Here is a 24,388-nt window from a genome sequence, read left to right on the forward strand (position 1 = left end):
TTTAATTGACCACAACAATAACACCATAACTAGAGAACCATGCCATGCACCAGATCCAACGTTTGATCCCGCTGCTTTTTGTGACCCTCGGACTCACCGCCTGTGGTGGCGGAGGCGGAGGTAAATCACCTTCATCCTCCAGTCCTGCATCATCAACACCAGCCTCATCGGTTGCACCTAGTTCAACGGCAGCATCCTCGGTTGCGCCGTCATCTACCCCTGCATCATCTGTAGCGCCCAGCTCTGTAGCTCCCTCGTCCACGCCTGCCTCATCCATTGCCGCCAGCAGCTCAAGTGCCGCTGCGACTGTGTTAAATCTAAACATGACCAGCGGTTGGCGCGGTAACGGCGAGGGCAATAGTGGAGTTACCTACAACAGCGATGGTGTCAGTTTTACCGCTAGCGGGGACAATATTGGCGCAGTGACCGATATAGCCAAACCTATCCTGCTGGAAGATGCGGTAATCAGCATGGTGGTAAATGTCAGCAGCGAATTCAAAGCGAGCGGAGCCAGCCTGCAAATTTTTGCGCAAATCAAAGGCGGCAGCTGGGCGGGTGAATGGAATTGCTGGTCAGGCAATGAAGAACTTACCGCTGGAGCAGATGCCACTATCAGCTGTACCGTGAAAGAAGATGATAAAAAATTCAACCAAACGGATAGCGACGTGCAAATTGGCGTGCAGGCCAAGAGCGCACCCACCGGCGTAGTCACCATCAAGAGCGTCAAGATAACCCTCGCCAGCAGCCAAGCCAGCTCGGCAGCAACCAGTAGCGCCGCCTCCAGTGCAACCAGCGTTTACTCCGCCAATGTAAATAGCCTGCACACACTGGCAAGTTTTCCAATTGGCGCCGCCGTCACCAACAATGACTATGCCGCCTACAACATTCTGACCAATGCCTCCGAACAAGCTATTGTAGAAAAACATTTTGATCAGATGACCGCTGGCAACATTATGAAGATGAGTTACCTGCAACCAACGCAAGGTAACTTTACCTTCACCAACGCCGATGCCTTTGTGGACTACGCAAAAAGTAAAAATATTAATATTCACGGCCACGCTCTGCTCTGGCATTCAGACTATCAAGTGCCCGGCTTTATGAAAAACTGGAGCGGTTCTGCGGCAGACTTCATCACCGCGGTTGAGACCCATGTCACCACTATCGTCGATCACTATGAAGCAAAAGGTAATTTGGTGAGCTGGGATGTAGTGAACGAAGCACTCAATGATGGCAGTCCATCCAACTTCCGTACTGACTCCGCGTTTTATGTGAAGAGTGGCAACAGCGCGGTGTACATTGAAAAAGCGTTTCAAGCGGCGCGCGCGGCCGATGCCAATGTGACGCTCTACTACAACGATTACAACATCGACCAAAACAATGCCAAAACCACCAAGTTGATTGAAATGCTGACAGATTTCCAAGCGCGCAATATTCCTATCGATGGCGTCGGCTTCCAGATGCACGTATTTATGGATTACCCATCCATCGCCGACATCAGCGCCGCCATGAAAAAAGTGGTTGATAAAGGCCTGAAAGTAAAAATTACCGAATTGGATGTGGCAGTAAATAACCCTTACAGCGGCAGCTGGCCGGGCAACAAAGTCAGCACCTTTAACAATACCGTTGCACTGGCACAAAAGAAGCGTTACTGCGAAATTGTGAAAGCCTATTTGGATACAGTACCTGCAAATTTACGCGGTGGAATTACGGTGTGGGGCACCACCGATGCCAATACTTGGCTGAACGATTTGTTGAAATCGCCAAGCCAATACAACGGTGAAAAAATTGCGTGGCCGCTATTATTTGATAGTAACTACAACGATAAACCTGCACTGCGCGGATTTGCCGATGCATTACAAGGCACTGCGTGCAACTAAGAATCTAACCGTGTTTTAACCTTCATCCCTTTTGGGCAGTTACGCAAGTAGCTGCCCATTTTTTATCTATGCCCGAGGTAAATACATGAAAGCAAAACAACTGACTGGTTTTTTAGCTGCCAGCTGCCTGGCATTAAATGCGCTTGCCAACGACAACCAAACAATAAACTTCTATCAATTTACCTATGAAGGCAAAGATGCCGTTTTTGCACAAAAACCGGCGCAGGGCCAATTCCAAAATCCAATCATTGCCGGTTTTTACCCTGACCCGAGCATTACCCGCGCAGGTGATGATTATTATTTAGTGACATCCTCTTTTTCTTATTCCCCCGGCGTGCCCATTTTTCACAGCAAAGATTTGGTGAACTGGAAATCGCTCGGTCATGTATTGGTTACTCCGAAACAACTACCACTCTACAAACAACAAACATCACGTGGCATTTATGCACCAACCATTCGCTATCACAATGGTACTTTCTATTTAATTACCACACTCGTGGACGTGCGCGGCAATTTTATTGTCACCGCTAAAAATCCTGCAGGCCCTTGGTCTGATCCTATTTTATTACCGGAAGTGGGCGGTATAGACCCAGATATTTTTTTCGATGACGATGGCCGCGTATACATCGCCCACAATGATGCGCCCATAGGTGAACCACTCTACGAAGGTCACCGCGCGATTTGGCTATGGGAGTTTGATCTCAACAATAAAAAAATTATTAAAAACTCTGGCCGTATGATTGTGAATGGCGGTACCGATCTGGCAAAAAAACCGATTTGGATTGAAGCACCACACATCTACAAAATTAACGGCTGGTATTATTTGTTGTGTGCTGAAGGTGGCACTGGCTACGATCACAGTCAGGTTGCATTTCGCACCAAAGATCTCAGCAAACCATTTGAACCCTACACTGGCAACCCCATCCTGACCCAGCGCGATTTGGATATCAATCGCCCGAACCCTATCACCACGGCGGGCCATGCCGACTTAATTCAAACCAAAGAGGGAGAGTGGTGGGCAGTCTTTTTAGCCACTCGCGCCTATGACAAGACCGCGTACAACACCGGGCGCGAGACCTTTTTATTGCCGGTAACCTGGAAAGATGGCTGGCCAATTATTTTGGAGCAGGGCAAAGAAATCCTCTATCAAACAAACGCGCCAAAAATCACCTCAACCACAAAAGATGCAGAGCCGACCACAGGCAATTTTATCTGGCAGGATAATTTCTCCAGTAAAACACTACAGCATCAATGGGTCAGCTTGCGCACCGCAGATTCACCTTTTTATAAACTGCAAAAGAATAGCATTCAGTTGCAAGCACTAACTGTAGGGTTGGACGAACTGGAACAACCTGCATTTCTCGGCCGCCGCCAGCAACACACTCAATTCGCCGCCAGCACCGCGCTGGATATTCCAACAGAAAAAGTCTCCGCAGGCATAGTCGCATTACAAAGCGAAACCGCACATTATTATTTCGGCGCAACGACCAGCAACGGCAAAACGCAACTATTTATTGAGCAAGCCAACCAAGGTGCACCCAAGGTCATCAAGACACTAGCACCTACCGATATTAGCAAACGTTTAACATTGGAAATTACCGGCAACGCGGGCAAGATAAATTTTTACTACCATAATAAAGATGGCAATAAAAAACCGGTACTGGAAAATGCAGACGCAAAAATCCTGAGCACGGAAGTTGCCGGTGGTTTTGTTGGGACATTGTTAGGTATTCATGCGAGGACAGAATAATGCGCAGATTTTTTATCTTCTGGACTTTTTTATTGCTTGCACCAGTTAGTTTCGCGCTGGGTGAAAAATCCTGGCTGAGCACATCAGCCGGTCACAACCTGGTGCTGACCGATAAAAACAGCAGCGCCGAATTGATTATCGATAGCGATGAATTCCCCGGCGTGCTGCGCGCCGCAAAAAACTTACAGACTGACATCGAAAAAGTCAGCGGAAAAAAGCCAGCGCTCACCAATCTCATCGGCGATAAAAAATCATCGCTGGTAATTATTGGCACACTCGGCAAAAGTAAATTGATCGATCAATTGATAGCCGCCAAAAAAATCGATGTGAGTAAAATTCGCGACCAATGGGACGCTTATCACGTCGAAGTCATCGAACAACCGTTCCCGCAGGTACAGCGGGCGCTGGTGATTGTCGGCGCCAACAAACGCGGCACTATGTACGGTATTTACAGCTTGAGCGAACAAATCGGCGTATCACCCTGGTATTGGTGGGCCGATGTGCCGGTGAAAAAACAAGCCGCTTTGTATATTGATAAAAATGTGCATGTGAGTGAAATCCCCAAAGTGAAATACCGCGGCATTTTTCTCAACGATGAAGCGCCCGCACTCACTAATTGGGTGACTGAAAAATACGGTAACTACAATCACCAATTTTACGAAAATGTATTTGAATTATTGCTGCGTTTAAAAGCGAACTTTTTATGGCCAGCCATGTGGAACAACGCTTTTGCCGATGACGATCCACAAAATATGATTCTGGCCGATGAATACGGCATAGTCATGAGCACCTCGCACCATGAACCAATGATGCGCGCCGACAAAGAGTGGAACCGCTACGGCAAAGGCCCGTGGGAATATTCAAAAAATCCGGAAAATTTGTACAACTTCTGGGTCGATGGTGCCAAGCGCAATAAGCCCTATGAGAGTATCTACACCTTGGGCATGCGCGGCCAACAAGATGAGCCGATGAGCGAAGGTGAAAATATCGATTTACTGGAAAAAATTGTTCGCGATCAACGCAACATTATTAGCGATGTATTTGGTAAAGATCAGCTTACCAAAGTGCCTCAGGTGTGGGCGCTGTACAAAGAAGTCCAGGGATTTTACGAGCGAGGCATGCGCGTGCCCGACGATGTAATCCTGCTCTGGTGCGATGACAACTGGGGCAATATCCGCCGATTGCCGTCACCCGCCGAGCGCAACCGCGCGGGCGGCGCAGGCGTTTATTATCACTTTGATTATGTGGGCGGGCCGCGCTCTTATCGCTGGATCAATACAGTTTCCATCGCCAAAATTTGGGAGCAAATGCATCTCGCGTACACTTATGATGCAAACCAAATTTGGATTGTGAATGTGGGCGATTTAAAACCCATGGAATATCCGATTGAGTTCTTCCTCAACATGGCCTGGAACCCGGAGGCTTGGCCGAAAGAGCGCATTCCAGAATTTGCGACACTCTGGGCAGAGCGCGAATTTGGCAAACGACATGCGCAGGAAATTGCGGCGATTATGACCGGCTATACACGCCACAACTTGCGCCGCAAACCCGAATTGCAAGACGCCACAGTTTACAGCCAACTCAACTACGCTGAAGCCGACCGAGTGACGGCAGAAATAAAATCCTATGCCACGCGAGCAGAAGCACTCTACGCAAAAATTCCGAAGGAACAGCGCGATGCGTACTATCAGCTCGTGCTCTTCCCTGCCAAAGCGAGCGCGATAGTCACCGAGCTTTACGATGCGCAGGCGAAGAACCATCTCTATGCGCAGCAGACCCGTGCCAACACCAATGAATATGCCGATAAGGTGCGCAGATTATTCGCCGCCGATGCAGCACTGGAGCAGGAGTATCACAAACTAAATGACGGCAAGTGGAATCATTTTATGTCCCAGCCACATATCGGCTACAGTCATTGGAATAACCCGCCAGAAGATACGCTGCCAGTTACCCACCACTACCAGCCGCATAACTCGGCCGAAATGGGCATAGCCGTAGAAGGTGTAGCATCCGCCTGGCCAAGCCCCGGCAACTACCAATTGGGGCGTTTTGACCCTTTCGGCCAACAACAAAGAACCATTGAACTGTTCAATAAAGGTAAAGAATCGTTCGTCGCTACTGCCAAAGTGAGTGCACCTTGGATTATACTTAGCCATACTAGTATACAAGTTAGATCTGCGGCGCAACTTCAGGTATCCATCGACTGGAACAAAGCCCCCATCGGAGAAGCGTCCGGCAGCATACAAATTGCGGGCACAGGCTGGGGCAGCGCCAGCATTGCGATTAAAGCGTTTAACCCTGGCACCAACAAGCGTGCACTAAAAGGCTTTGTCGAAGCAGACGGCTATATCGCAATTGAGGCGGAACATTATCAACGCAAAGGCGACGCCCGCGATGACAAGGGGGCAAAGCTGAGCTGGGAGAAAATCCCGCAACACGGGCGCACCCTGTCATCTATGTCGGTTTATCCGATTACTGATACTCGCTTTGCAGCGGCGGAACAGGCGCCCTATTTGGAATATGAGATTTACCTGACACGCGCAGGCACATTTTCGATCACCGGATTGTTTGCGCCCAGCTGGCCGATGATGCCGGGGCAAGGTTTACGCTACGCGATTGCGATTGATGACCAACCGGCGCAGGTAATCGATTTAACCGCCGATATGAGCAGCGCCACTTGGGACGAAACCGTGCGCACCGATGTGCGCGCCAGCCGCAGCGAACACGTGTTTAACAAGCCCGGCATACACAAGCTGCGCATTTACAGCCTCGACCCGGGAGTGACGCTGCAGAAAATTATGATTGATACCGGCGGCCTGTTACCCAGCTATTTGGGGCCGGAGGAGAGCCGCTTTTACTAAAAAACCAGCAGTAGAGAAGCCATTGAATGAAAATTATTGATGCGAAAGTGATTGTCACCTGCCCCGGCAGAAATTTTGTCACACTGAAAATTACTACTGATCAGGGCGTGTACGGCATCGGCGATGCAACACTCAATGGCCGCGAAAAAAGCGTGGTCTCTTATTTGGAGGATTATTTAATCCCCGCATTAATTGGCCGCGACCCGCAGCAAATCGAAGATATCTGGCAATTTTTTTATCGCGGCGCCTATTGGCGTCGCGGGCCAGTGGGCATGACCGCGTTGGCTGCGATTGATGTCGCACTCTGGGACATAAAAGCCAAATTGGCGAATATGCCGCTATATCAATTGCTCGGTGGCAAAAGCCGCGAGCGTATCCTCACTTATACACACGCCAACGGTAAAGATTTGGACTCGACCCTGGACGCCGTGCGCAAAGCCAAAGAAAAAGGCTATCAGGCAATTCGCGTGCAGTGCGGCATTCCCGGCATCGAAAAAACCTATGGTGTTGCCAAAGGCGATAAGAGTTATGAACCGGCCGACGCCGATTTGCCCTCGACCGAAGTCTGGTCCACCGAAAAATATTTGAATTTTATTCCCGAAGTATTTGCCGCTGTGCGCAAAGAATTTGGCCGCGATATTCACCTGCTGCACGACGTGCATCACCGTTTAACGCCAATTGAGGCCGCGCGCCTAGGCAAAGAACTGGAGCCCTATCACCTGTTTTGGATGGAAGATGCGGTGCCCGCCGAGCATCAGGAAGCGTTTAAAATTATTCGCCAACACACCACCACTCCGCTGGCTGTGGGCGAAGTGTTTAACTCCATTCACGACTGCCGCGAGCTAATCCAAAATCAACTGATCGATTACATACGGACTACAATTGTTCACGCCGGTGGCATCACTCATGTGCGCCGCATCGCCGACTACGCCAGCCTGTTTAATGTGCGCACCGGCTTTCATGGCGCAACGGATTTATCGCCCGTGTGCATGGGCGCTGCGCTACATTTTGATTACTGGGTGCCGAACTTTGGCATTCAGGAGCATATGGCGCACAGCGCGCAGATGGATGAAGTGTTTCCCCACGCCTATCAATTTGAGCGCGGCTTTTTTACCCCGGGCGAAGTGCCGGGGCACGGCGTAGACATAGATGAAAAGCTTGCCGCCAAGTATCCCTACAAGCGCGCCTGCCTACCTGTGAATCGGTTGGAAGACGGAACGCTCTGGCATTGGTAAGATTGCGGTGGCAAACAGCAATACACTATCCACAACGAGACAATAATTATGAGAACACAACAATTCCTGATGTCTAGCCTCATCGCTGGCAGCTTGCTCATCACAGGCTGTCAGGATAAAAATGCACCGGAAGCCAGCGCGGAAGTAGCGTCCTCGGCTGCCGCTTCAGTTGCTGCCGCAGCGCCTGCACCAACACCAGCAGATCCAGCGCAATTTATCGGTCAACCACTCATCAGCGAGATTTACACCGCCGATCCATCTGCCCATGTGTTTAACGGCAAAATTTATATATATCCCTCACACGACATAGATACTGGCACCACCTCTGAAGGAGATGGCGATAAATTCGATATGAATGATTATCGCGTGCTCTCTATGGATAGCGCCGATGGTCCCGCGACCCTGCACGATGTAGCGCTGAAACTGGAAGATGTACCCTGGGCCAGCCGTCAACTTTGGGCGCCAGATGCTGCGGAAAAAGACGGCAAATACTATTTATTTTTCCCTGCTAAAAACAAAGAGCAGATTTTCCAGATCGGCGTCGCCACCAGCGACTCGCCTACCGGCCCATTCAAAGCCGAACCAGAACCAATCAAAGGCAGCTTCAGTATCGACCCAGCCGTATTTAAAGACGATGACGGCGCCTACTACATGTACTTCGGCGGTATTTGGGGCGGGCAATTACAGCGCTGGGCCAGCGGCAGCTATGTTGAAGAAGATAAATATCCAGCAAGTAATGAACCCGCCTACAGCCCGAAAATCGCCCGTATGAGCGACGACTTGCTGCAATTTGCCGAAACACCCAAAGATGTGCAAATCATTGACGGCGGCGGTGTTCCGCTGTTGGGCACCGACACCAATCGCCGCTTTTTTGAAGCCGCCTGGGTGCATAAATTTAACGGAAAATATTATTTGTCTTACTCCACCGGCGACACCCACTTTATCGCCTACGCGATTGGCGACACCCCCTACGGCCCCTTCACTTACAAAGGCATGGTGTTAGCACCAGTTTTAGGCTGGACCAACCATCACTCAATCGTGAAGCACAACGACAAATGGTATTTGTTCTACCACGATTCTCAGCTGTCCGGCGGCCAAACTCATCTGCGCAATGTGAAAGTGACTGAGCTTGTTCACAATGACGATGGCACCATTAACACCATTGATGCCTATCTCGACTAACGCCTAATGCACTAATGCACTAATGCAACAACCCGGAACCCCGCCCGATTAAATCGGGCGGGGTTTTTATTATTTGAAAGTCAAAACACAAAAATTGACTTTTGTCATACTAGGTGAATATTATTTGAACGCCAGCAAATGTCTTATCAATGGCAAATAGCCCTAATAATAATTACTCACACGAGACTAATTCCATGCGCAATCTTCTCATCAAACTGCTAAAAACATTACCCTCACTTGCTCTTGTTTGCCTCCTATCGCCACTCACTAGTCAGGCGCAAAACACGCTTAATCCTAATTATTTTTATTTGGTCAAAGGCGAGTTAATTGGCCGTAGTATTTCACTTGGCGATCCCAGCAATTGGAGCACAAGTTTGCAAGGGCGCGAGGGAAAATCAGCAAGTAGCAAAGTGGCTGTAGCCCCGACCGACTTTAAAGCGAAAGGCGATGCCATTCAAATAACTTGGTCGCGCAAAAAAATGCAAGGGAACTTGGGGCTCTATGGCAATGCAATTGATTTATCCAAGTTTAAAGACGCTGCATCATTAACTATTGATATGCGTGTCGATGTTAAACCAGATAAGGACGTAAAAATCGGACTGGACTGCGGCTACCCTTGCCGCGCCGAACTGAGCATCAATAAAATGATCAAAACTATGCCCAAGGGTGAATGGTTTTCTCTGCCACTTCCACTAAATTGCTTTCAGAGCGACAATTTTGACCTAAGCAAAATTGTTGGCCCGTTTAGCATTGGAACAGAGGGAAAGTTTACTGTAAGTATTACTAATATCCGGATAGAAAAATTGCCGGATGGCGACAAGGGCTGCGCTGCCAACGAATAAGTACAGACAGAAAAGGCGCATATCAGTTTTTCTGAATGCGCCCCTCCCCCCCCAATTGAGTCAGCTATTAGGGGGATGTATTAAAATTATTCCGCCTTACAGTTATCCGCTATATATCGTGTGTGTGTAGGCATAAAATCAATACACTTATTGATGACCTGCTCATACGCCTTGAACCTTTCCGCCAGCTCAGCCAAAGGCATTGAATCTACTGCCGGATGGTACTCTTCCGCTTGAATCCCCTGCCCCTCAAAAACGGCAAGCCAACTCGGAGTGCTAAATAACTCCTCGTTTTCTCGATAAATTCGTCCAGTGGAAACATAAAGTTTGATTTTCTCGCGCAAATATTCAGGTATTTCCATGCTGCGACAATAGTTCCAAAAATCAGAATCTGTGCGTTCAGTAGCCTTGTAATGCAAAATTAAAAAATCACGAATTCGCTCATACTCAAAAACCGTATTTTTGTTATATAGCTCTGCACCGTCTTCCATAAAACGCCGCGATGGAAACAAATTAATCAACTTGGAAATTGCTGTCTGAATCAAATGGATGCTCGTAGATTCCAACGGCTCCAAAAATCCGCTGGAAAGGCCGATTGCAACACAATTTTTATTCCAAAACTTCACGCGACGACCCGTTTTAAAGCGAATCACACGAGGGTCAGCGATGACGGCGCCATCCAAGTTTTTTAACAGTACTCCTGTTGCCTCATCGTCGCTCATGTACTGACTTGCATACACATGCCCGTTTCCAGTTCTATGCTGTAACGGTATACGCCATTGCCACCCAGCTGTGTGCGCAGTGGCGCGAGTGTAAGGAATTGGCTCTTCAATTTTCTCACAAGGGGCAGCCACCGCACTATTGCAAGGAAGCCAATGCGACCAATCTTCAAACCCGGTTTTGAGCGCGCCTTCAATTAACAGAGCACGAATTCCAGTGCAGTCGATAAAGAAATCGCCTTCTATGACAGCACCACCCACAAGAGACAATGATTTTATATAACCACTATTTTCACATAGCTCAACCGAAGAAATTTTGCCTTCTGTACGAACAACGCCACGAGCCTCTGCATAACCTCGCAAAAATTGCGCATAACGGCCCGCATCGAACTGAAATGCATAACCAAAATCAGACAGAGGTGAACCATTGATATTGAGCGGTCGAGTAAACTTTTTGTGCCGCGCCGCCATGGTGGCAATAGAGTAACTTTCCAAACTCGAGGCTAATCCGTTACTTTTTAGTTTTAGCCAGTACTGATGAAATGGAAACGCATTTATGTCTTCACCATAAGAACCAAATGGGTGGATATAACTCTGACCTATTTTTTTCCAGTTAATGAACTCAATCCCCAACTTAAATGTTGCCTGAGTTTTTTTCATGAATTCATTTTCGTCAATTTCCAGAATTTGATTAAATTTTTGGATATGAGGAATTGTTGCCTCCCCCACACCAATAGTTCCAATCTCTTCCGACTCGACTAGATGCACATCATAATTAGTACATCCCAGCACCTTACTAAGCGCCGAGGCAGTCATCCAGCCCGCTGTACCACCACCGGCAATGACTATTTTTTTAATTTTATTATCACTCATAATATCCACACTGAAATCCGGAGTAAGGGTAGTTACTTAAGTATTGCGTACTTACCTAAAATCTCATCTTCATCAGAAAGCTGGGCAGCCAGATTTGAATTCACCATGCGCATTTGACCCAAACGCTTAACAACCAATTCCAAATTGCAGCCATTTAATAGGATATCGTGCTTTTCAGGCCAATAGTCATTCCCCAATAACAACGACACCCATGCGCCAGGCATCCAAGTTTCGTATTCTTCGAACGCTAACTTGCCTCGCTCTTTAAATAAGCTAAGTTTTCGCTGTAGCTCAGCGGTGCGCGGAATTTTGCTAATGCAAGACCAAAACCCAGAAGATTCGGCGGCACCTAACAATAAATTGAGCTGCTGATAATCCAGCACTCGATCATATTCATCGGATGTCAACTGATTATATTGTTGCGTAGAAAAATCATTCACACCTGCAGCGGAATACAAATCAATAAAGCGTAAAACACCACTTTGTACATGATGTAAATAAGAAAAGGTAAGCTCGGTAAAATTACCCGCAGCGGCGCCTATTGCAAGGCAGTTTTTCACCCAAAATTTTTCCCTTCTGCCAGGCACAATATTCGATGGCTGCACAGGCTCCGAAAGCTTAATGCCAGCAAAATTTATTGCTGCGGCCACTGCCGCTTCATCAGACTCATACTCGTTGCTATAGGTTAGCGAGTACAACGTTTTATCTTTCAATGGAATCGATTTTAGCCAGCCCCCGCGACACAGTGACAACTCAGTACACAACCCTGACTTGGCTGCACCGCCTACAAGATCGATCTGCTTATTAACGGGCAATTCTTTATCCCATTTTAAAAACTTATCGCCTGGCAACTGCCGCACTAAAACCGAATCACTGCCACTACAATCAAAAAAGAAATCTCCACTAACTACTTCGCCAGAAGTCAGCACTAGCGCTTTAATATTATCATCGGCATCAAGATTTAAATGATCCAATTGGCCGCAAATCACTTCCAAGTGTTTTCTCACAGCACATGTTTGCATCAACTGGCTATATTGCGAAAGATCAACATGCAAGGAGTAATCTAAGTTAAAACCCTGCTCAACTAAGTCTTTATTGAGAAAGCCAAACTTTTTTGCTGCGGCAGCTTGCGCGGCTAAAGAGTACGCATCAAAAGCCGTTGTATCACCGCATTGATGTAACAAAATTGCATATTGATGAAAATCAACACCATCAAGCATGCTGCCGTAACTACTAAAACCATGCATGAAGTTTTGACCCAACTTGGACCAGTTTTTATATAGTGTTCCGAGCTTGAACGTGGCTGATGTTTGCCCCATAAGCTCCCGCTCAGACATCCGCATACTGGCATGAAACCGGCGCAAAGAAGTAAACCCCGAGTCTGCGATCGAAGGCTCTTTCATATTAACGCCAGGGTTAACAAGCACAACTTTCAGAGCATCTACGGTATATGCATTTGTAAGCGCGGCAGCAGTAACCCAAGCACTCACGCCTCCGCCATAAATAACAAGTCGATTTGAGGTCATTGACGCCCCCCGTACAAACTCATTAACGCCCTCGGACGCCCATTTGCTTCAGCTTGATGCTGCTCTAGAAATACGTGATGCGCAGGCATTTGCATCGCAGCGCGATCAATAAGCGCTTCTATTTCTATCATGGTTTTTTCCAACTGTGAATTAGTCATCCAATTAACGCGCGGATCATAAGCACTCGGCACCACTCCCTGCCCGAGATATACAGCAACCCAACTAGGCTCCAGAAATAATCCCCCCTGATATTCAACCACATGCCCACGCTCGCGAAAAAGCGCCATTTTATGAGCAAGCTCATCGGGAATAGACATGTTTCGGCAATAATCCCAAAAAGGAGCATCATTACGCTGGGTCGCATGATAGTGAAGGATTAGAAAGTCCCTGACTCGTAAATACTCCATATCCATTAAACGGTTAAACTCATCGACTCCGGCTAAATCAAATTTTTTGTCTGGAAAGAACTCTATCAACTTCATTATTGCAATTTGAATCAGATAGATACTTGTCGATTCAAGCGGCTCGAGAAATCCACCCGACAAACCAATTGCAACGCAGTTTTTATTCCACGCTTTTTTTCGTTTTCCAGTCGTAAATTGTAAAAACTTAGGGTCGGCAATCAACTTTCCATCGATATTACTCACCAAGGTATCGCAGGCGTCTTGATCAGTTATAAATTCACTGCAATATACATGACCATTACCCGTGCGATGACGGAGCGGAATCCGCCAACGCCATCCAGCAACTTGCGCAATTGCTTTCGTGTAGGGTAATAGCGCCCCGTCCAACTCGGAAGGCGCAGCAACAGCTCTATTGCACGGCAACCAATGGCTCCAGTTTTCATAGCCTGTTTTAAGTGTCTGCTCTATGAGAACTCCGCGAAAGCCAGAACAATCAATGAAGAAGTCGCCACCGATTACCTCTCCAGTTTCAAGCTGCACCGAGCTAATTTCGCCATTATCGCGCTGATTAACTGCAACCACTTTTCCTTCTTCACGGACGACCCCAAGGTTTTCACTGTATTTTCTTAGGTAGGATGCATACATACCGGCATCTATATGGAAAGCGTAAGAGTAGGTCGAAAAAACTGACCTCTCATCACTCATGGGGAACATAAATTTTTGTTGTGCTGCTGCAACAACAGGAAGCGAATAATAATCGATCGCCTTACCCAACCCCTGAAAATGCTGCCTTAGCCAGTAATGATGAAATGCAACGCCATTGATTTCCCGGCCATACTCACCAAATGGGTGAATATATGCATCACCCATCTTGCCCCAATTAGAAAATTCAATGCCCATTTTATAGGTTGCATTTGTTGCCGCCATAAACTCAGCTTCATCAATCCCAAGGGTTTGGTTAAAAAAGCGCAAATGCGGCAGCGTTGCTTCGCCCACGCCGACAGTCCCAATAACCTCAGATTCAATTAATGTAATAGCGTAGCCTTTATTTTTGAGAAAGTGAGCAAGCGCAGCCGCTGTCATCCAACCAGATGTTCCTCCACCAATAATTACAATTTGTTTTATTTGTTCTTCCTGCATGGACTAACCCCACTAAAGAATTGTTATAAGCAAAAAAAATGCACACGGCAATAATGCCGTGTGCATCCTTAGCTCTCAACATCAACAATCCTGAATTAGAACTGACCCTTCAAGACAATTGAGAAACGACGATCATTGATAAAGTAGTTACGAGGAACCACTGAACCTTCTTGATTAACCTGCATTTTGGTCCAAGTAACCTCATCCATCAAGTTTGAGCCTTCCAAACCAATTTTGAAGTTGTCATTAATGGTATAGAAAATCGAACCATCTAACTGACCGGCTGCCTGAGCATAAATTGGCAACTTAGTAATAACATCACGGGTAGTTAACAAATAATCTGAACGCCAGTTATAAGCTAAGCGAACAGATAAGTCGTCTTTTTCGTACATACCAACGATGTTATAGGTAGTTTCCGACATACCCTGCAGCGGCAAATCAGTATAAGTAGGAGTAAAACCAGCATCAGCGCTACCCGGTGGGTTTGCGGGGTCAATGTTGCTATTAGGTGAAGTGCCGCTAACATCCAACAGAGTTAAGTTCAATTGCAAACCCAAACCATCAAATGGTGCTGGCAGCATATCGTAGAATTGCTGATAGCCTGCTTCAAAACCGGCTATAGATGCATTTACGCTTTTGTTAACTGGTAAATCCATCAATACAGTGCGAGTCACGCCATTGTTTGTAATAGTAGTATTTACAGCCTCGTTAGCAAAGAAGTTACTCATGTCTTTATAGAAAACACCAGTAAACACAGAGCCTGCATCCGCAAAATACCACTCAACCGCCGCGTCATAATTAGTAGATTCCATCGGTTTAAGATTAGGGTTGCCACCACTACCACGGTATTCAAAGGTTACGTTTGTTGGTGCTGCATCTTCTGTAGGACGAGTCAACGTTGGTTGTGCACTCACAGAAGTATAATTACGTAGATTACCAATATCCGCAAAAGAAATTGCTTTAGACACAGCAAAACGTGCCTGCACATCGTCAGTTACCAAGTAGCGCAAGTTGAGACTAGGCAATGTTTTGGTAAATGATCCATTCACTGTACCTATATCTAAAGCACCATTACTGAACCTCTGATCTTCTGCCAATTTCGCAGTATCGCAACTAACACAGTCAGCAATCGCGTCAGCTAAGTTAGCATCCCAGACTTCAGGGAATGCGTTTCCTCCAACTGACTCTGTCTCAACCTTAACTATCCGCACACCCACATTACCAGTCAGACGCTCTTCACTATCCGCGAAGTTTAACTGCACATAGGCAGCCTGATTGGTCTCAGTAGTGTTAGTAAGTTCCGCTAATGTGTAAAGCCCGCCATTGTAAGCAGTATCTCTATAACCAGCCGGCTGATAACCAAAGGGTCTGGTAGCAGCAACGAAGTTATCGTAGTTTGTCACTAAGCTTTCAGCTGCTGCCAAGAAATTACCGCCCTCTACGCCACTCTTATTACCTTTGCGGAAATGCCCCCCCGCATAAGAGTACTGATCAAAAGCGATATTACCAGTGTAGGGAACACCATTTTTGCTATTACCATCCCACGGAGTATTGTCTTGCAAGCCAGAGAAATACTTTCTGCCATCACCCGCCCAGTTTTCAGAGAGGTTACCCCAATTGTATTGCGACCATTTTACGTCTTGCTCACGCTCTGAAAAACGAACACCAGCTTCAACGGATTGCAGCCAGCCGTTATCAACTTGATATTCAGCATCTAGCTTGATTGCAAACTCATCGCCTTCGCTGTCCTCAAGGTGATCCATTGCTGAACGCCAATAGTAGTTGGCGGGATCAGTAAAAAACTCCTCCGAGCTCACACCTGCATCAGGTGAGGTCATGAATACCGTAGGGCGATCAGATGTGAAATCGAATTCCGTGTTGGCACGCACCCCCGTCTGAATGCTCATGTCGATAGAATCTGTGGATGCTTTCACATATTGCACATCACCAATCAACTTCAATTCATCTGAGGGAGTGAACTCAAGACGGAACGAGAAGTCTTCAACCTTAGAATTGGTATCTGAAAAGCGTGAAGTGGTGGTGTAGGAGTCAACATTGTTGACTTCACCCTTAGTCACATAAAGCCCATTGGCTGAGAGATTGGAATAAGTGCCAATTTTATCGTCTGACTCTATGTTGTGCTCTAACCAATTGCGGCCAGAATCAGAGTAGACATATTCAACTGTAGCAAGCAATGTATCATCAGGATTACGCCATTGCCCTACCAAAGATCCGCCATTACGCTCGCGCTCCTGAATTGCCGAGGTAATACGACCATTGATCGGAGCAAAACGTGTGATCGTTTGACCATCTACCATAACATTGGTGTTTTGAAATCTCTCTTCTGCTGTTAACTCTCCATTGCCATCAATGTTATTACCAACCTGTCCATAAGCAACCCCATCAGTGCGACTAGTTAACTCAGAGGTAGCCAAACTAATCAAGAAACCAAACTCCCCTGCATCGGTATCCCATCGATCACTGAACAAACCTGAGATGCTTGGCTTTGTCTCTTCAGACAAGTCGGCATAGTTGGCTGCAGCGCTAAATGCTAACTGACGATCCGAAGAGTCGAACGGCTTACGGGTATTCAGATTAATTGTGCCGGAAATTCCGCCTTCAATCATTTTAGCGCTTTGACTTTTAAAGACTTCAACCTTCGCCATTAACTCTGGCGGAACATCTTGAAAGCTAAGGCCGCGACCGCTGTTAGCCGAAAAAGAGTCGCGACCATTAAATTCACTGCGAGTTTGCGGTAGACCACGAAGAGTCACACCGCTACCTTCGATAGAAAAGTGGTCAGGGTCATTTCTACCAGCAAAACGCTCGATAGAAACGCCAGGTACACGCTGCAGTGATTCGAGAACACTTTTATCAGGCAATGAACCAATGTCAGATGCAGAAATAGCATCAACAACAGTCGATGACTCACGTTTTATATCTTGTGCGTTTTGCAAGCTTGCACGCACACCGGTAACCAAAACCTCTTCAGTGGCACTGCTATTAGCTGGCGCATCTTGCGCGAAGGATGGTGCGCCCATCGCCATAATGCAGACAGCCAACATAGATTTCTTGAACTTAGTAGCTTGTTGTGGATCTTTTTGATTCTTATGGAAAACCATAGCCAACCCCTTGTTTAATATTATGATCAGGTGATTTTTATCGTGTCTCGCATGCCCTGTCAGGCAATAAGGACTTATTGAGTTTGTATCAAGAGCCTCATTAGTCAAATCATCTTGCGTTGATGTAGACAAAAAACAACAAGATAATCACATCCTACCCTGCAAACCGCATTTATGTCCATATGACCATAAGCCAAAAAGGCACATTTTTGATTGATTATTTCGCAAATTGACAGCGCTATCAATTGAGATGCTATATATCAATTATCTGTGATCAATGGTTTCGCAAATAAAAAAGCCCACTGCGATGAGTGGGCCTTAAAACGATGCAAACAATGATTCTTACGCCAAAAATGGATGACGCAGGACTATAGTTTCAACCCGATCGGGACCAGTGGAAACTATGTCAATTGGCGCCTTAATCAGCACCTCTAAACGACTAATATAGGCGCGGGCGTTAGCAGGCAATTCGGCCAAGGCTTGAGCGCCCACGGTAGATTCGGTCCAACCAGGCATTTCTTCATAGATTGGCTTGATGCCAGCCCAACCATCCGCATCGTAAGGCATACCAACGATAGGATTGCCTTTGGCATCTTGATAACCAATACAAATTTTCACGGTTTCCAAACCATCGAGCACATCAAGTTTGGTAAGGCAAATACCCGTAACACTGTTGATGCGATTGGCATGACGAACAGCTACCGCATCAAACCAACCACAACGACGCTTGCGCCCGGTGGTGGCGCCAAACTCATGGCCTTTTTTGCCCAAATACTCACCAATCTCACAACCCAACTCAGTAGGAAACGGACCTGAACCAACACGGGTGGTATAGGCTTTGGTGATACCGAGAACATAATCGAGATAAAGCGGACCAAAACCTGAACCCGTGGCAGTACCACCAGCAGTGGTATTGGACGAGGTCACAAAGGGATAGGTGCCATGATCGATGTCCAGCAGTGAACCTTGCGCACCTTCGAATAGAATACTTTCACCATTCTCACGCGCAGTGTGAAGAAACTCAGTTACATCAGCCATCATCGGCAATAATTGCTCAGCCCAAAGCTTGCAGTCTGCCATCACCTTATCAAAATCAACTGCCTCTACTTTGAAATAATTAGTCAGTACAAAGTTGTGGTAGCTGAGAATTTCTTTGAGCTTAATAGCAAAGCTATTCAAATTAACCAGATCACCCAAGCGCAAACCACGACGCGCAACCTTGTCTTCGTAGGCTGGGCCAATACCACGGCCAGTAGTGCCGATTTTGGCATCGCCACGCGCCAGTTCACGCGCCTGATCCAAGGCAACGTGATACGGCAGGATCAGCGGGCAAGCAGGCGACAGACGCAAATTTTTACGCACTGAAACGCCGGTATCTTCCAACCCTTTGATTTCTTTTAGTAAAGCTTCAGGCGATAAGACCACACCATTACCAATCAGACAGGTAACGCCTTCGCGCAAAATGCCAGAGGGAATCAAGTGAAGTACAGTCTTTTTGCCATCGATCACCAAGGTGTGACCGGCATTGTGGCCGCCTTGGAAACGCGTCACCAGGGAGACCTGATCGGTCAACAAGTCCACGATCTTGCCTTTACCTTCGTCACCCCATTGGGTGCCTAATACCACGACGTTCTTGCCCATGACTGGTTTAACTCTCTGTGCTGAATAAAAAAAGAAAATAGACGAATTTAAAGTGCTACGACCTGGTAGTGGCCATCAAATAACAGTAATTGGCGATCACAACCCAACTCGGCAAGATTAGCGCCATGATTGACTGCGATAACCCGCTGACCTTGCTGACGCAGGGCTTGAATCATTTGCCACTGTTGCGCATCACCCGTTTCAATCACGGCAATGGCAGGAACACCAACTTTAGTGAGCAAACCCAATTTACTGATAGCGGTGATATCGACCGCAAAACCTGTGGCAGGACGAGCGCGCCCAAACACCTCGCCAATATGATCGTAACGACCACCGCTAGCGATAGGATTGCCATAGCCAGGTGCAAACGCGGCAAAAACCAAACCGGTTAAATAGTGATAACCGCGCAGCTCGCCCAAATCGAAATACAATTCGGCAGCGGGATAGCGCTGCTCGATAATACGCGCAACCTCATCCAACTGATCGACCGCAACCTGCGCAGCCTTTACGCCATTAAATAATTCGCGTGCTTTATGTAAGACTGTTTTATCGCCTGCCAAGGTTGGCAGCACTAAAAACAACTCGGCTTTGGCAGCTTCAGTAATATTGGCAGCAACCCAAGCGCGAATCTCTGTTGTCGCTTTACGCTGCAACAACTCAAAAAAAGTATCTTCCTGGATTTTGCTCAAACCGGCATCTGCCGCAATCGCACGATAAATTCCGACATGGCCCAAATCGATATGCAAGCGCGGCAAACCCGCCACCTGCAAAGACTCTAATAAGAGTGAAACTACTTCGATATCCGCTACCACACCCGGCTCACCGTAAAACTCAAGCCCGGCTTGAATAGGTGTGCGAGTTGCTAGCGGATTTTTAGGCCGGGTATGAACTACATGGCCGGCATAACACAGGCGATTAGCACCGGTGTGATTAAAACTGTGGGCATCCATACGCGCCGTTTGCGGCGTGATGTCGGCGCGAATACCCAAGGTGCGGCCACTTAACTGATCGGTGACTTTAAATGTGAGTAAATCGACATCGCGCCCCAAACCGATAAGCAATGAATCGGTATATTCCAGCAGCGGCGGGATCACCATGTCGTAGCCCCAAGTGCTGTATAAATCCAGCAGGCGGCGACGCAAACTATCTATGGCTTTGGCCTCGGCGGGAAGAATTTCCTCCACTCCGTCCGGTAATAGCCAACGATCAGCGTAGGTCATAAGCGACTCTAGGTTAAATGCAGGGTTAAATGCGAATCAGGTAAGCACACATAAAAAAACCGAGCGGCTGGCTCGGTTGCGGCATTTTAACACTGTTTGGCGGGGGAATTGTAGGTCAATTACAACAAGTTAATCCCCCCAAAACCAAATCGCCCGCGGAGCGGGCGATTTGCTGAAAAACCAAGACTTAGTTTTTGCCTTTGGGGTCTTTCAGGTAGCGGAAAAAGTCGCTTTTGGGGTCAACTACCATCAAATCATCTTTGCCGCTAAAACTCAGACGATAAGCATTAAGACTGCGCACAAAACTATAGAATTCAGGATCCTTATTGTAGGCACTAGCAAAAATCGCGGCGGCCTTGGCATCACCTTCACCGCGAATACGCTCTGCGTCGCGATAAGCATTTGCCTCAAGCACAGAAACCTGACGGTCCGCATCCGCCCCAATCACTTCAGCCTGCTCCTTACCCTGAGAGCGATATTCACGCGCTTCTTTTTCACGATCCGCCGCCATCCGCGCAAACACTGACTGACTGGCCTCAGCAGGGAAATCGATACGCTTTACCCTGATATCCTTCACCTCAATGCCAAGCAATTTTACCGCATCAACATTAATACTGGCAGTGATCTCACTCATTAACTCGTCGCGTTTACCCGACACCACATCGTGCAAGGTGCGGCGACCAAACTGGTTACGCAAACCATCTGCTACACGCTGTGACAAGCGGTTTTCAGCGATCATCTCATCACCACCAGTGGCTTTGTAGTAAGTTTCTACATCGCTCACCTGCCATTTGATAAACGAGTCCACCATGATGCGTTTATTCTCTACGGTAAAGAAACTCTCGGTAGCCATATCGGCAGTCAATAAACGCCCATCAAACTTGCGCACTTTTTCTGCAAACGGCAGCTTAAAGTGCAAGCCAGGTGGAACATCCGCCTTAACCAAGCGACCAAACTGCAATACGACGGCGCGCTGATATTCAGTCACCACATACATCGAATTCGATCCGACCACCAATGCGATCAATATAACCACAATGGAAAAAATACCTTTACTGGACATTAGCGCATCTCCCGACGAAGAAGGGGCTTAGTCGCATCAGTCGGCTGCGCCGTGCGACTATTAAAATTCTCAGGTCGAACTTGAGGCTCGCTCGCCTGTTGACGATTACCCATACGATCTAACGGCAAATAGAGCATATTGTTTCCACCCGCCACATCCACCATTACCTTGGATGAGCTCGCCATCACCGTTTCCATTGTTTCAAGATATAGGCGCTGACGCGTCACTTCCGGAGCACGTTTGTACTCGGTAAGGAGACTCTCAAAGCGATCTGATTCACCTTCTGCACGCGCGACTACTTCGGCGCGATAGGCTTCAGCCTCTTCGATCATCCGCTGCGCGCGACCGCGAGCCTCGGGGATAATGCCATTGGCATAGGCTTGCGCTTGATTTTTAAAGCGCGCCTCATCTTCTTTTGCCCGTATTACATCATCGAACGCAGAGCGAACCTCTTCGGGTGGGCGAGCGTCCTGAATGTTCACTGTATTCACCTGAATCCCAGCGGCATAAGCATCAAGATAAGCCTGCAAACGCAGCTTCACTTCTTCTGCGATCTTCTGACGCCCTTCCGATAACACCTGATTCAATTCACTGGAGCCTATTACGTGCCGCACCGCTGAGTCGGTTGCATGACGCAGACTGGTTTCCGGGTCGCGTACATTCAATACAAATGCCCTGACATCAGAGACGTTGTACTGCACCGAGATCGGCAGCTCAACAATGCTTTCGTCTTCAGTCAGCATCAAACCACGAGACGGATACTGACGCTCGCCGGTGACGTTGACGATAACCACCTCGGTGATTAGAGGCGCATTCCAGTTCAAACCTTCCGTTTTGATTTCAGAAAAAGCGCCAAACTTAAGCACCACAGCGCGCTCTTTAGCATCGACTTGATAAACCCCGGCGCCAACATAAAACAAAGCGATAATAACGGCACCAATCGCAAATAAAGGCCCAAAGCTAGCACCACCAGATGATCTTCCACCACCTGAGCCGCCACCAAACATACCGTTTAGCTTGTCTTGCAGTTTTTTAAATGCCTCATCAAGATCCGGCGGGCCATCGTTATTCTTGCCGCTGTCGCGCCCACCCCAAGGATCCTTATCTTTTCCCGGTTCATTCCAGGCCATAGTTTTTCTCCAGATAGAAAGTAAAGCTGTGTTGGGGATGAATCACGAATTTACAACTCCCGGGATAAATCATCGGGCTCTGGTAAACTTTGTTCATCCCAAATCAAATCCTCATACACCAAAGAAGCGGCACTGAGAATTCGTAATAAATCACTTTTGGGCACACGAATCTGTAACAGACTGGCGCCATCATCACGGTAATGCTCCGCCACTACCGCCTGTTGGGTGTAGAGCATAGCGCGCAAACGCCCTTGTGTGGGCGCTAACACCAAACAACCATTTACCACTTCTTTGCCAAGCAGTTCAGAAATCGCTTGCGCCAGCAACTCGCAACCTAGATCAGCTTGCGCAGAAAGCCATACCGCAACAGGTTTGCCGGTTGCATCGCGATCTATCTGTGGCTCAGCTTCGGCAAGCAAATCTATTTTGTTATACACGCGAAGTTGGGGCAAATCGGCTGCGCCAATCTCTTCCAGCACCAACTCCACTTGCTCGGTATTGCGCATGCGCTCTTCCGCTGCGGAATCTATCACATGCAAGAGTAAAGTTGAGTTACTCGCCTCTTCTAATGTCGCGCGAAACGCTTCAACTAATTTATGCGGAAGATGACTGATAAAACCCACAGTATCCGCCATGACAACGGCACCTATATCCGATAGTTCGATTCGGCGCATTGTAGGGTCGAGAGTGGCGAACAGCTTATCTACCGCATACACATCTGATCCGGTAAGACGATTAAATAATGTTGATTTACCGGCATTGGTATAACCCACCAAGGATACAGTCGGAATCGCTGCACGCTGACGAGAGCGACGCCCTTGATCACGCTGGGAACGCACTTTTTCCAACCGCCGTTCAATCATGCTAATACGATTGCGCAGTAAACGCCGGTCGGTCTCAAGCTGGGTTTCACCGGGGCCACGCAAACCAATACCACCTTTTTGCCGCTCAAGGTGCGTCCAGCCGCGAATCAAACGCGTGGCGGTATGGCGCAACTGCGCTAATTCCACCTGCAATTTACCTTCAAAGGTACGTGCGCGCTGGGCAAAAATATCCAGAATTAAACCAGTGCGATCAAGCACGCGGCACTGAAGCACTTGCTCTAAGTTGCGCTCTTGGCTGGGCGTCAAGGTGTGATTAAAAATCACTAGCTCGGCGCTATGATCAGCAACCAAATCGGCCAGCTCTTGTAGCTTACCGGTGCTGATGAGAAATTTAGCGGTGGGAGTAATGCGGGAACCGCCGGTAAGAAAGGCAACCGGATCGCCACCTGCGGACAATACCAGCTCTTCAAATTCACGGGGATCTTCGGCGTCTTGGCCGTGAGATAAATTCAGGTGAACCAGCACCGCCAGTTCACCCGATTCAGGGCGATCAAAAAACAATTAGCGACCTCGAGGTTGTATCAATGATTTGATAAATTACTCGGCCTGCTCGTCTTCTTCGCCTTCGACACCATCTGCTTCGTTCAGCAGAGGTACGCGTACTGCGCGCGATGGAACTACAGTGGAGATTGCATGCTTGTAAACCATTTGGCTTACAGTGTTTTTCAACAGCACGACAAACTGATCAAATGACTCGACCTGGCCTTGTAACTTAATACCATTTACCAAGTAAATGGATACAGGCACACGCTCTTTGCGCAGAACGTTCAGGTAAGGGTCTTGTAAGCTATGCCCTTTTGACATGTTTATCTCCTAGGGACAATAAAAATTATAGTAATTACCCACCCAAAACACCTAGTACATCGAGTAAGGAGGAGGTGGAAGAAAGCATGAAAATCTGACAAGGGTTCTCACGTAG

At 47.6% G+C, this 24,388-nt stretch carries 17 protein-coding genes; 6 read left to right on the forward strand and 11 right to left on the reverse strand.

The window, feature by feature from the left end; all coding sequences use genetic code 11:
* Window position 1 precedes the first annotated feature (1 nt).
* Window positions 2–325 (reverse strand): hypothetical protein, encoded by a 324-nt coding sequence (locus AC2CG4_RS05855; protein WP_484485356.1) that lies wholly within the window; start codon window positions 323–325, stop codon window positions 2–4.
* Here AC2CG4_RS05855 and AC2CG4_RS05860 point away from each other — a divergent pair.
* The 6 genes from AC2CG4_RS05860 (at window position 309) to AC2CG4_RS05885 (ending at window position 9,747) form a co-directional block, all read left to right on the forward strand.
* Entirely contained in the window at window positions 309–1,877 is a 1,569-nt protein-coding gene (locus AC2CG4_RS05860) for an endo-1,4-beta-xylanase (protein WP_484485357.1), read from the forward strand. The two genes, AC2CG4_RS05855 and AC2CG4_RS05860, sit on opposite strands and share 17 nt — an antisense overlap.
* A gap of 85 nt (window positions 1,878–1,962) precedes the next feature.
* Window positions 1,963–3,627, forward strand: coding sequence for a glycoside hydrolase family 43 protein (locus tag AC2CG4_RS05865; RefSeq protein ID WP_484485358.1), 1,665 nt, complete (start codon window positions 1,963–1,965; stop codon window positions 3,625–3,627).
* Window positions 3,627–6,488, forward strand: a complete 2,862-nt coding sequence (locus AC2CG4_RS05870; RefSeq protein WP_484485359.1) for a glycosyl hydrolase 115 family protein — start codon at window positions 3,627–3,629, stop codon at window positions 6,486–6,488. The genes AC2CG4_RS05865 and AC2CG4_RS05870 overlap by 1 nt, the downstream gene beginning before the upstream one ends.
* A gap of 26 nt (window positions 6,489–6,514) precedes the next feature.
* Window positions 6,515–7,723, forward strand: coding sequence for a D-mannonate dehydratase ManD (manD, locus tag AC2CG4_RS05875; protein WP_484485360.1), 1,209 nt, complete (start codon window positions 6,515–6,517; stop codon window positions 7,721–7,723).
* Between the two features lie 48 nt (window positions 7,724–7,771).
* Window positions 7,772–8,905 carry a glycoside hydrolase family 43 protein gene (locus tag AC2CG4_RS05880; protein WP_484485361.1) on the forward strand — a complete coding sequence of 378 codons (1,134 nt, stop codon included), beginning with the start codon at window positions 7,772–7,774 and terminating at the stop codon, window positions 8,903–8,905.
* A 194-nt stretch (window positions 8,906–9,099) separates the two neighbouring features.
* Window positions 9,100–9,747 (forward strand): putative glycoside hydrolase, encoded by a 648-nt coding sequence (locus tag AC2CG4_RS05885; protein WP_484485362.1) that lies wholly within the window; start codon window positions 9,100–9,102, stop codon window positions 9,745–9,747.
* Between the two features lie 86 nt (window positions 9,748–9,833).
* Here the strand turns inward: AC2CG4_RS05885 and AC2CG4_RS05890 are convergent, their stop codons facing one another.
* From AC2CG4_RS05890 to hfq, 10 genes are all read right to left on the reverse strand, one after another.
* Window positions 9,834–11,339, reverse strand: a complete 1,506-nt coding sequence (locus AC2CG4_RS05890; protein WP_484485704.1) for a tryptophan halogenase family protein — start codon at window positions 11,337–11,339, stop codon at window positions 9,834–9,836.
* 32 nt (window positions 11,340–11,371) lie between these two features.
* Window positions 11,372–12,865, reverse strand: a complete 1,494-nt coding sequence (locus tag AC2CG4_RS05895) for a tryptophan 7-halogenase (protein ID WP_484485363.1) — start codon at window positions 12,863–12,865, stop codon at window positions 11,372–11,374.
* Window positions 12,862–14,409 (reverse strand): tryptophan halogenase family protein, encoded by a 1,548-nt coding sequence (locus AC2CG4_RS05900; protein ID WP_484485364.1) that lies wholly within the window; start codon window positions 14,407–14,409, stop codon window positions 12,862–12,864. The genes AC2CG4_RS05895 and AC2CG4_RS05900 overlap by 4 nt, the downstream gene beginning before the upstream one ends.
* A gap of 95 nt (window positions 14,410–14,504) precedes the next feature.
* Window positions 14,505–17,663 carry a TonB-dependent receptor gene (locus AC2CG4_RS05905; RefSeq protein WP_484485365.1) on the reverse strand — a complete coding sequence of 1,053 codons (3,159 nt, stop codon included), beginning with the start codon at window positions 17,661–17,663 and terminating at the stop codon, window positions 14,505–14,507.
* Window positions 17,664–17,873: 210 nt separating this feature from the next.
* Window positions 17,874–19,172 (reverse strand): adenylosuccinate synthase, encoded by a 1,299-nt coding sequence (locus AC2CG4_RS05910; RefSeq protein WP_484485366.1) that lies wholly within the window; start codon window positions 19,170–19,172, stop codon window positions 17,874–17,876.
* Between the two features lie 47 nt (window positions 19,173–19,219).
* Window positions 19,220–20,392 carry an ATP phosphoribosyltransferase regulatory subunit gene (locus AC2CG4_RS05915; RefSeq protein WP_484485367.1) on the reverse strand — a complete coding sequence of 391 codons (1,173 nt, stop codon included), beginning with the start codon at window positions 20,390–20,392 and terminating at the stop codon, window positions 19,220–19,222.
* 187 nt (window positions 20,393–20,579) lie between these two features.
* Window positions 20,580–21,455 (reverse strand): protease modulator HflC, encoded by an 876-nt coding sequence (gene hflC, locus AC2CG4_RS05920; protein WP_484485368.1) that lies wholly within the window; start codon window positions 21,453–21,455, stop codon window positions 20,580–20,582.
* On the reverse strand, window positions 21,455–22,585 hold the full coding sequence (gene hflK / locus AC2CG4_RS05925) for an FtsH protease activity modulator HflK (protein ID WP_484485369.1): 1,131 nt from the start codon (window positions 22,583–22,585) through the stop codon (window positions 21,455–21,457). The genes hflC and hflK overlap by 1 nt, the downstream gene beginning before the upstream one ends.
* Before the next feature lie 50 nt (window positions 22,586–22,635).
* Window positions 22,636–23,970 carry a ribosome rescue GTPase HflX gene (gene hflX, locus AC2CG4_RS05930; RefSeq protein ID WP_484485370.1) on the reverse strand — a complete coding sequence of 445 codons (1,335 nt, stop codon included), beginning with the start codon at window positions 23,968–23,970 and terminating at the stop codon, window positions 22,636–22,638.
* 36 nt (window positions 23,971–24,006) lie between these two features.
* Window positions 24,007–24,273 carry an RNA chaperone Hfq gene (gene hfq, locus AC2CG4_RS05935; RefSeq protein ID WP_484485371.1) on the reverse strand — a complete coding sequence of 89 codons (267 nt, stop codon included), beginning with the start codon at window positions 24,271–24,273 and terminating at the stop codon, window positions 24,007–24,009.
* Window positions 24,274–24,388: the final 115 nt, after the last annotated feature.

The organism is Cellvibrio sp. ATLC23 (assembly GCF_057196725.1).

Bases quoted from the DNA above. Each gene is read 5' to 3' on its own strand.
- AC2CG4_RS05870 (WP_484485359.1), top strand. From the start codon at position 3,627: ATGCGCAGATTTTTTATCTTCTGGACTTTTTTATTGCTTGCACCAGTT.
- AC2CG4_RS05895 (WP_484485363.1), bottom strand. From the start codon at position 12,865: ATGACCTCAAATCGACTTGTTATTTATGGCGGAGGCGTGAGTGCTTGG.
- AC2CG4_RS05915 (WP_484485367.1), bottom strand. From the start codon at position 20,392: ATGACCTACGCTGATCGTTGGCTATTACCGGACGGAGTGGAGGAAATT.
- AC2CG4_RS05885 (WP_484485362.1), top strand. From the start codon at position 9,100: ATGCGCAATCTTCTCATCAAACTGCTAAAAACATTACCCTCACTTGCT.
- AC2CG4_RS05865 (WP_484485358.1), top strand. From the start codon at position 1,963: ATGAAAGCAAAACAACTGACTGGTTTTTTAGCTGCCAGCTGCCTGGCA.
- manD (WP_484485360.1), top strand. From the start codon at position 6,515: ATGAAAATTATTGATGCGAAAGTGATTGTCACCTGCCCCGGCAGAAAT.
- AC2CG4_RS05910 (WP_484485366.1), bottom strand. From the start codon at position 19,172: ATGGGCAAGAACGTCGTGGTATTAGGCACCCAATGGGGTGACGAAGGT.
- AC2CG4_RS05880 (WP_484485361.1), top strand. From the start codon at position 7,772: ATGAGAACACAACAATTCCTGATGTCTAGCCTCATCGCTGGCAGCTTG.
- AC2CG4_RS05855 (WP_484485356.1), bottom strand. From the start codon at position 325: ATGTTTAGATTTAACACAGTCGCAGCGGCACTTGAGCTGCTGGCGGCA.
- hflK (WP_484485369.1), bottom strand. From the start codon at position 22,585: ATGGCCTGGAATGAACCGGGAAAAGATAAGGATCCTTGGGGTGGGCGC.
- AC2CG4_RS05890 (WP_484485704.1), bottom strand. From the start codon at position 11,339: ATGAGTGATAATAAAATTAAAAAAATAGTCATTGCCGGTGGTGGTACA.
- AC2CG4_RS05900 (WP_484485364.1), bottom strand. From the start codon at position 14,409: ATGCAGGAAGAACAAATAAAACAAATTGTAATTATTGGTGGAGGAACA.
- hfq (WP_484485371.1), bottom strand. From the start codon at position 24,273: ATGTCAAAAGGGCATAGCTTACAAGACCCTTACCTGAACGTTCTGCGC.
- hflC (WP_484485368.1), bottom strand. From the start codon at position 21,455: ATGTCCAGTAAAGGTATTTTTTCCATTGTGGTTATATTGATCGCATTG.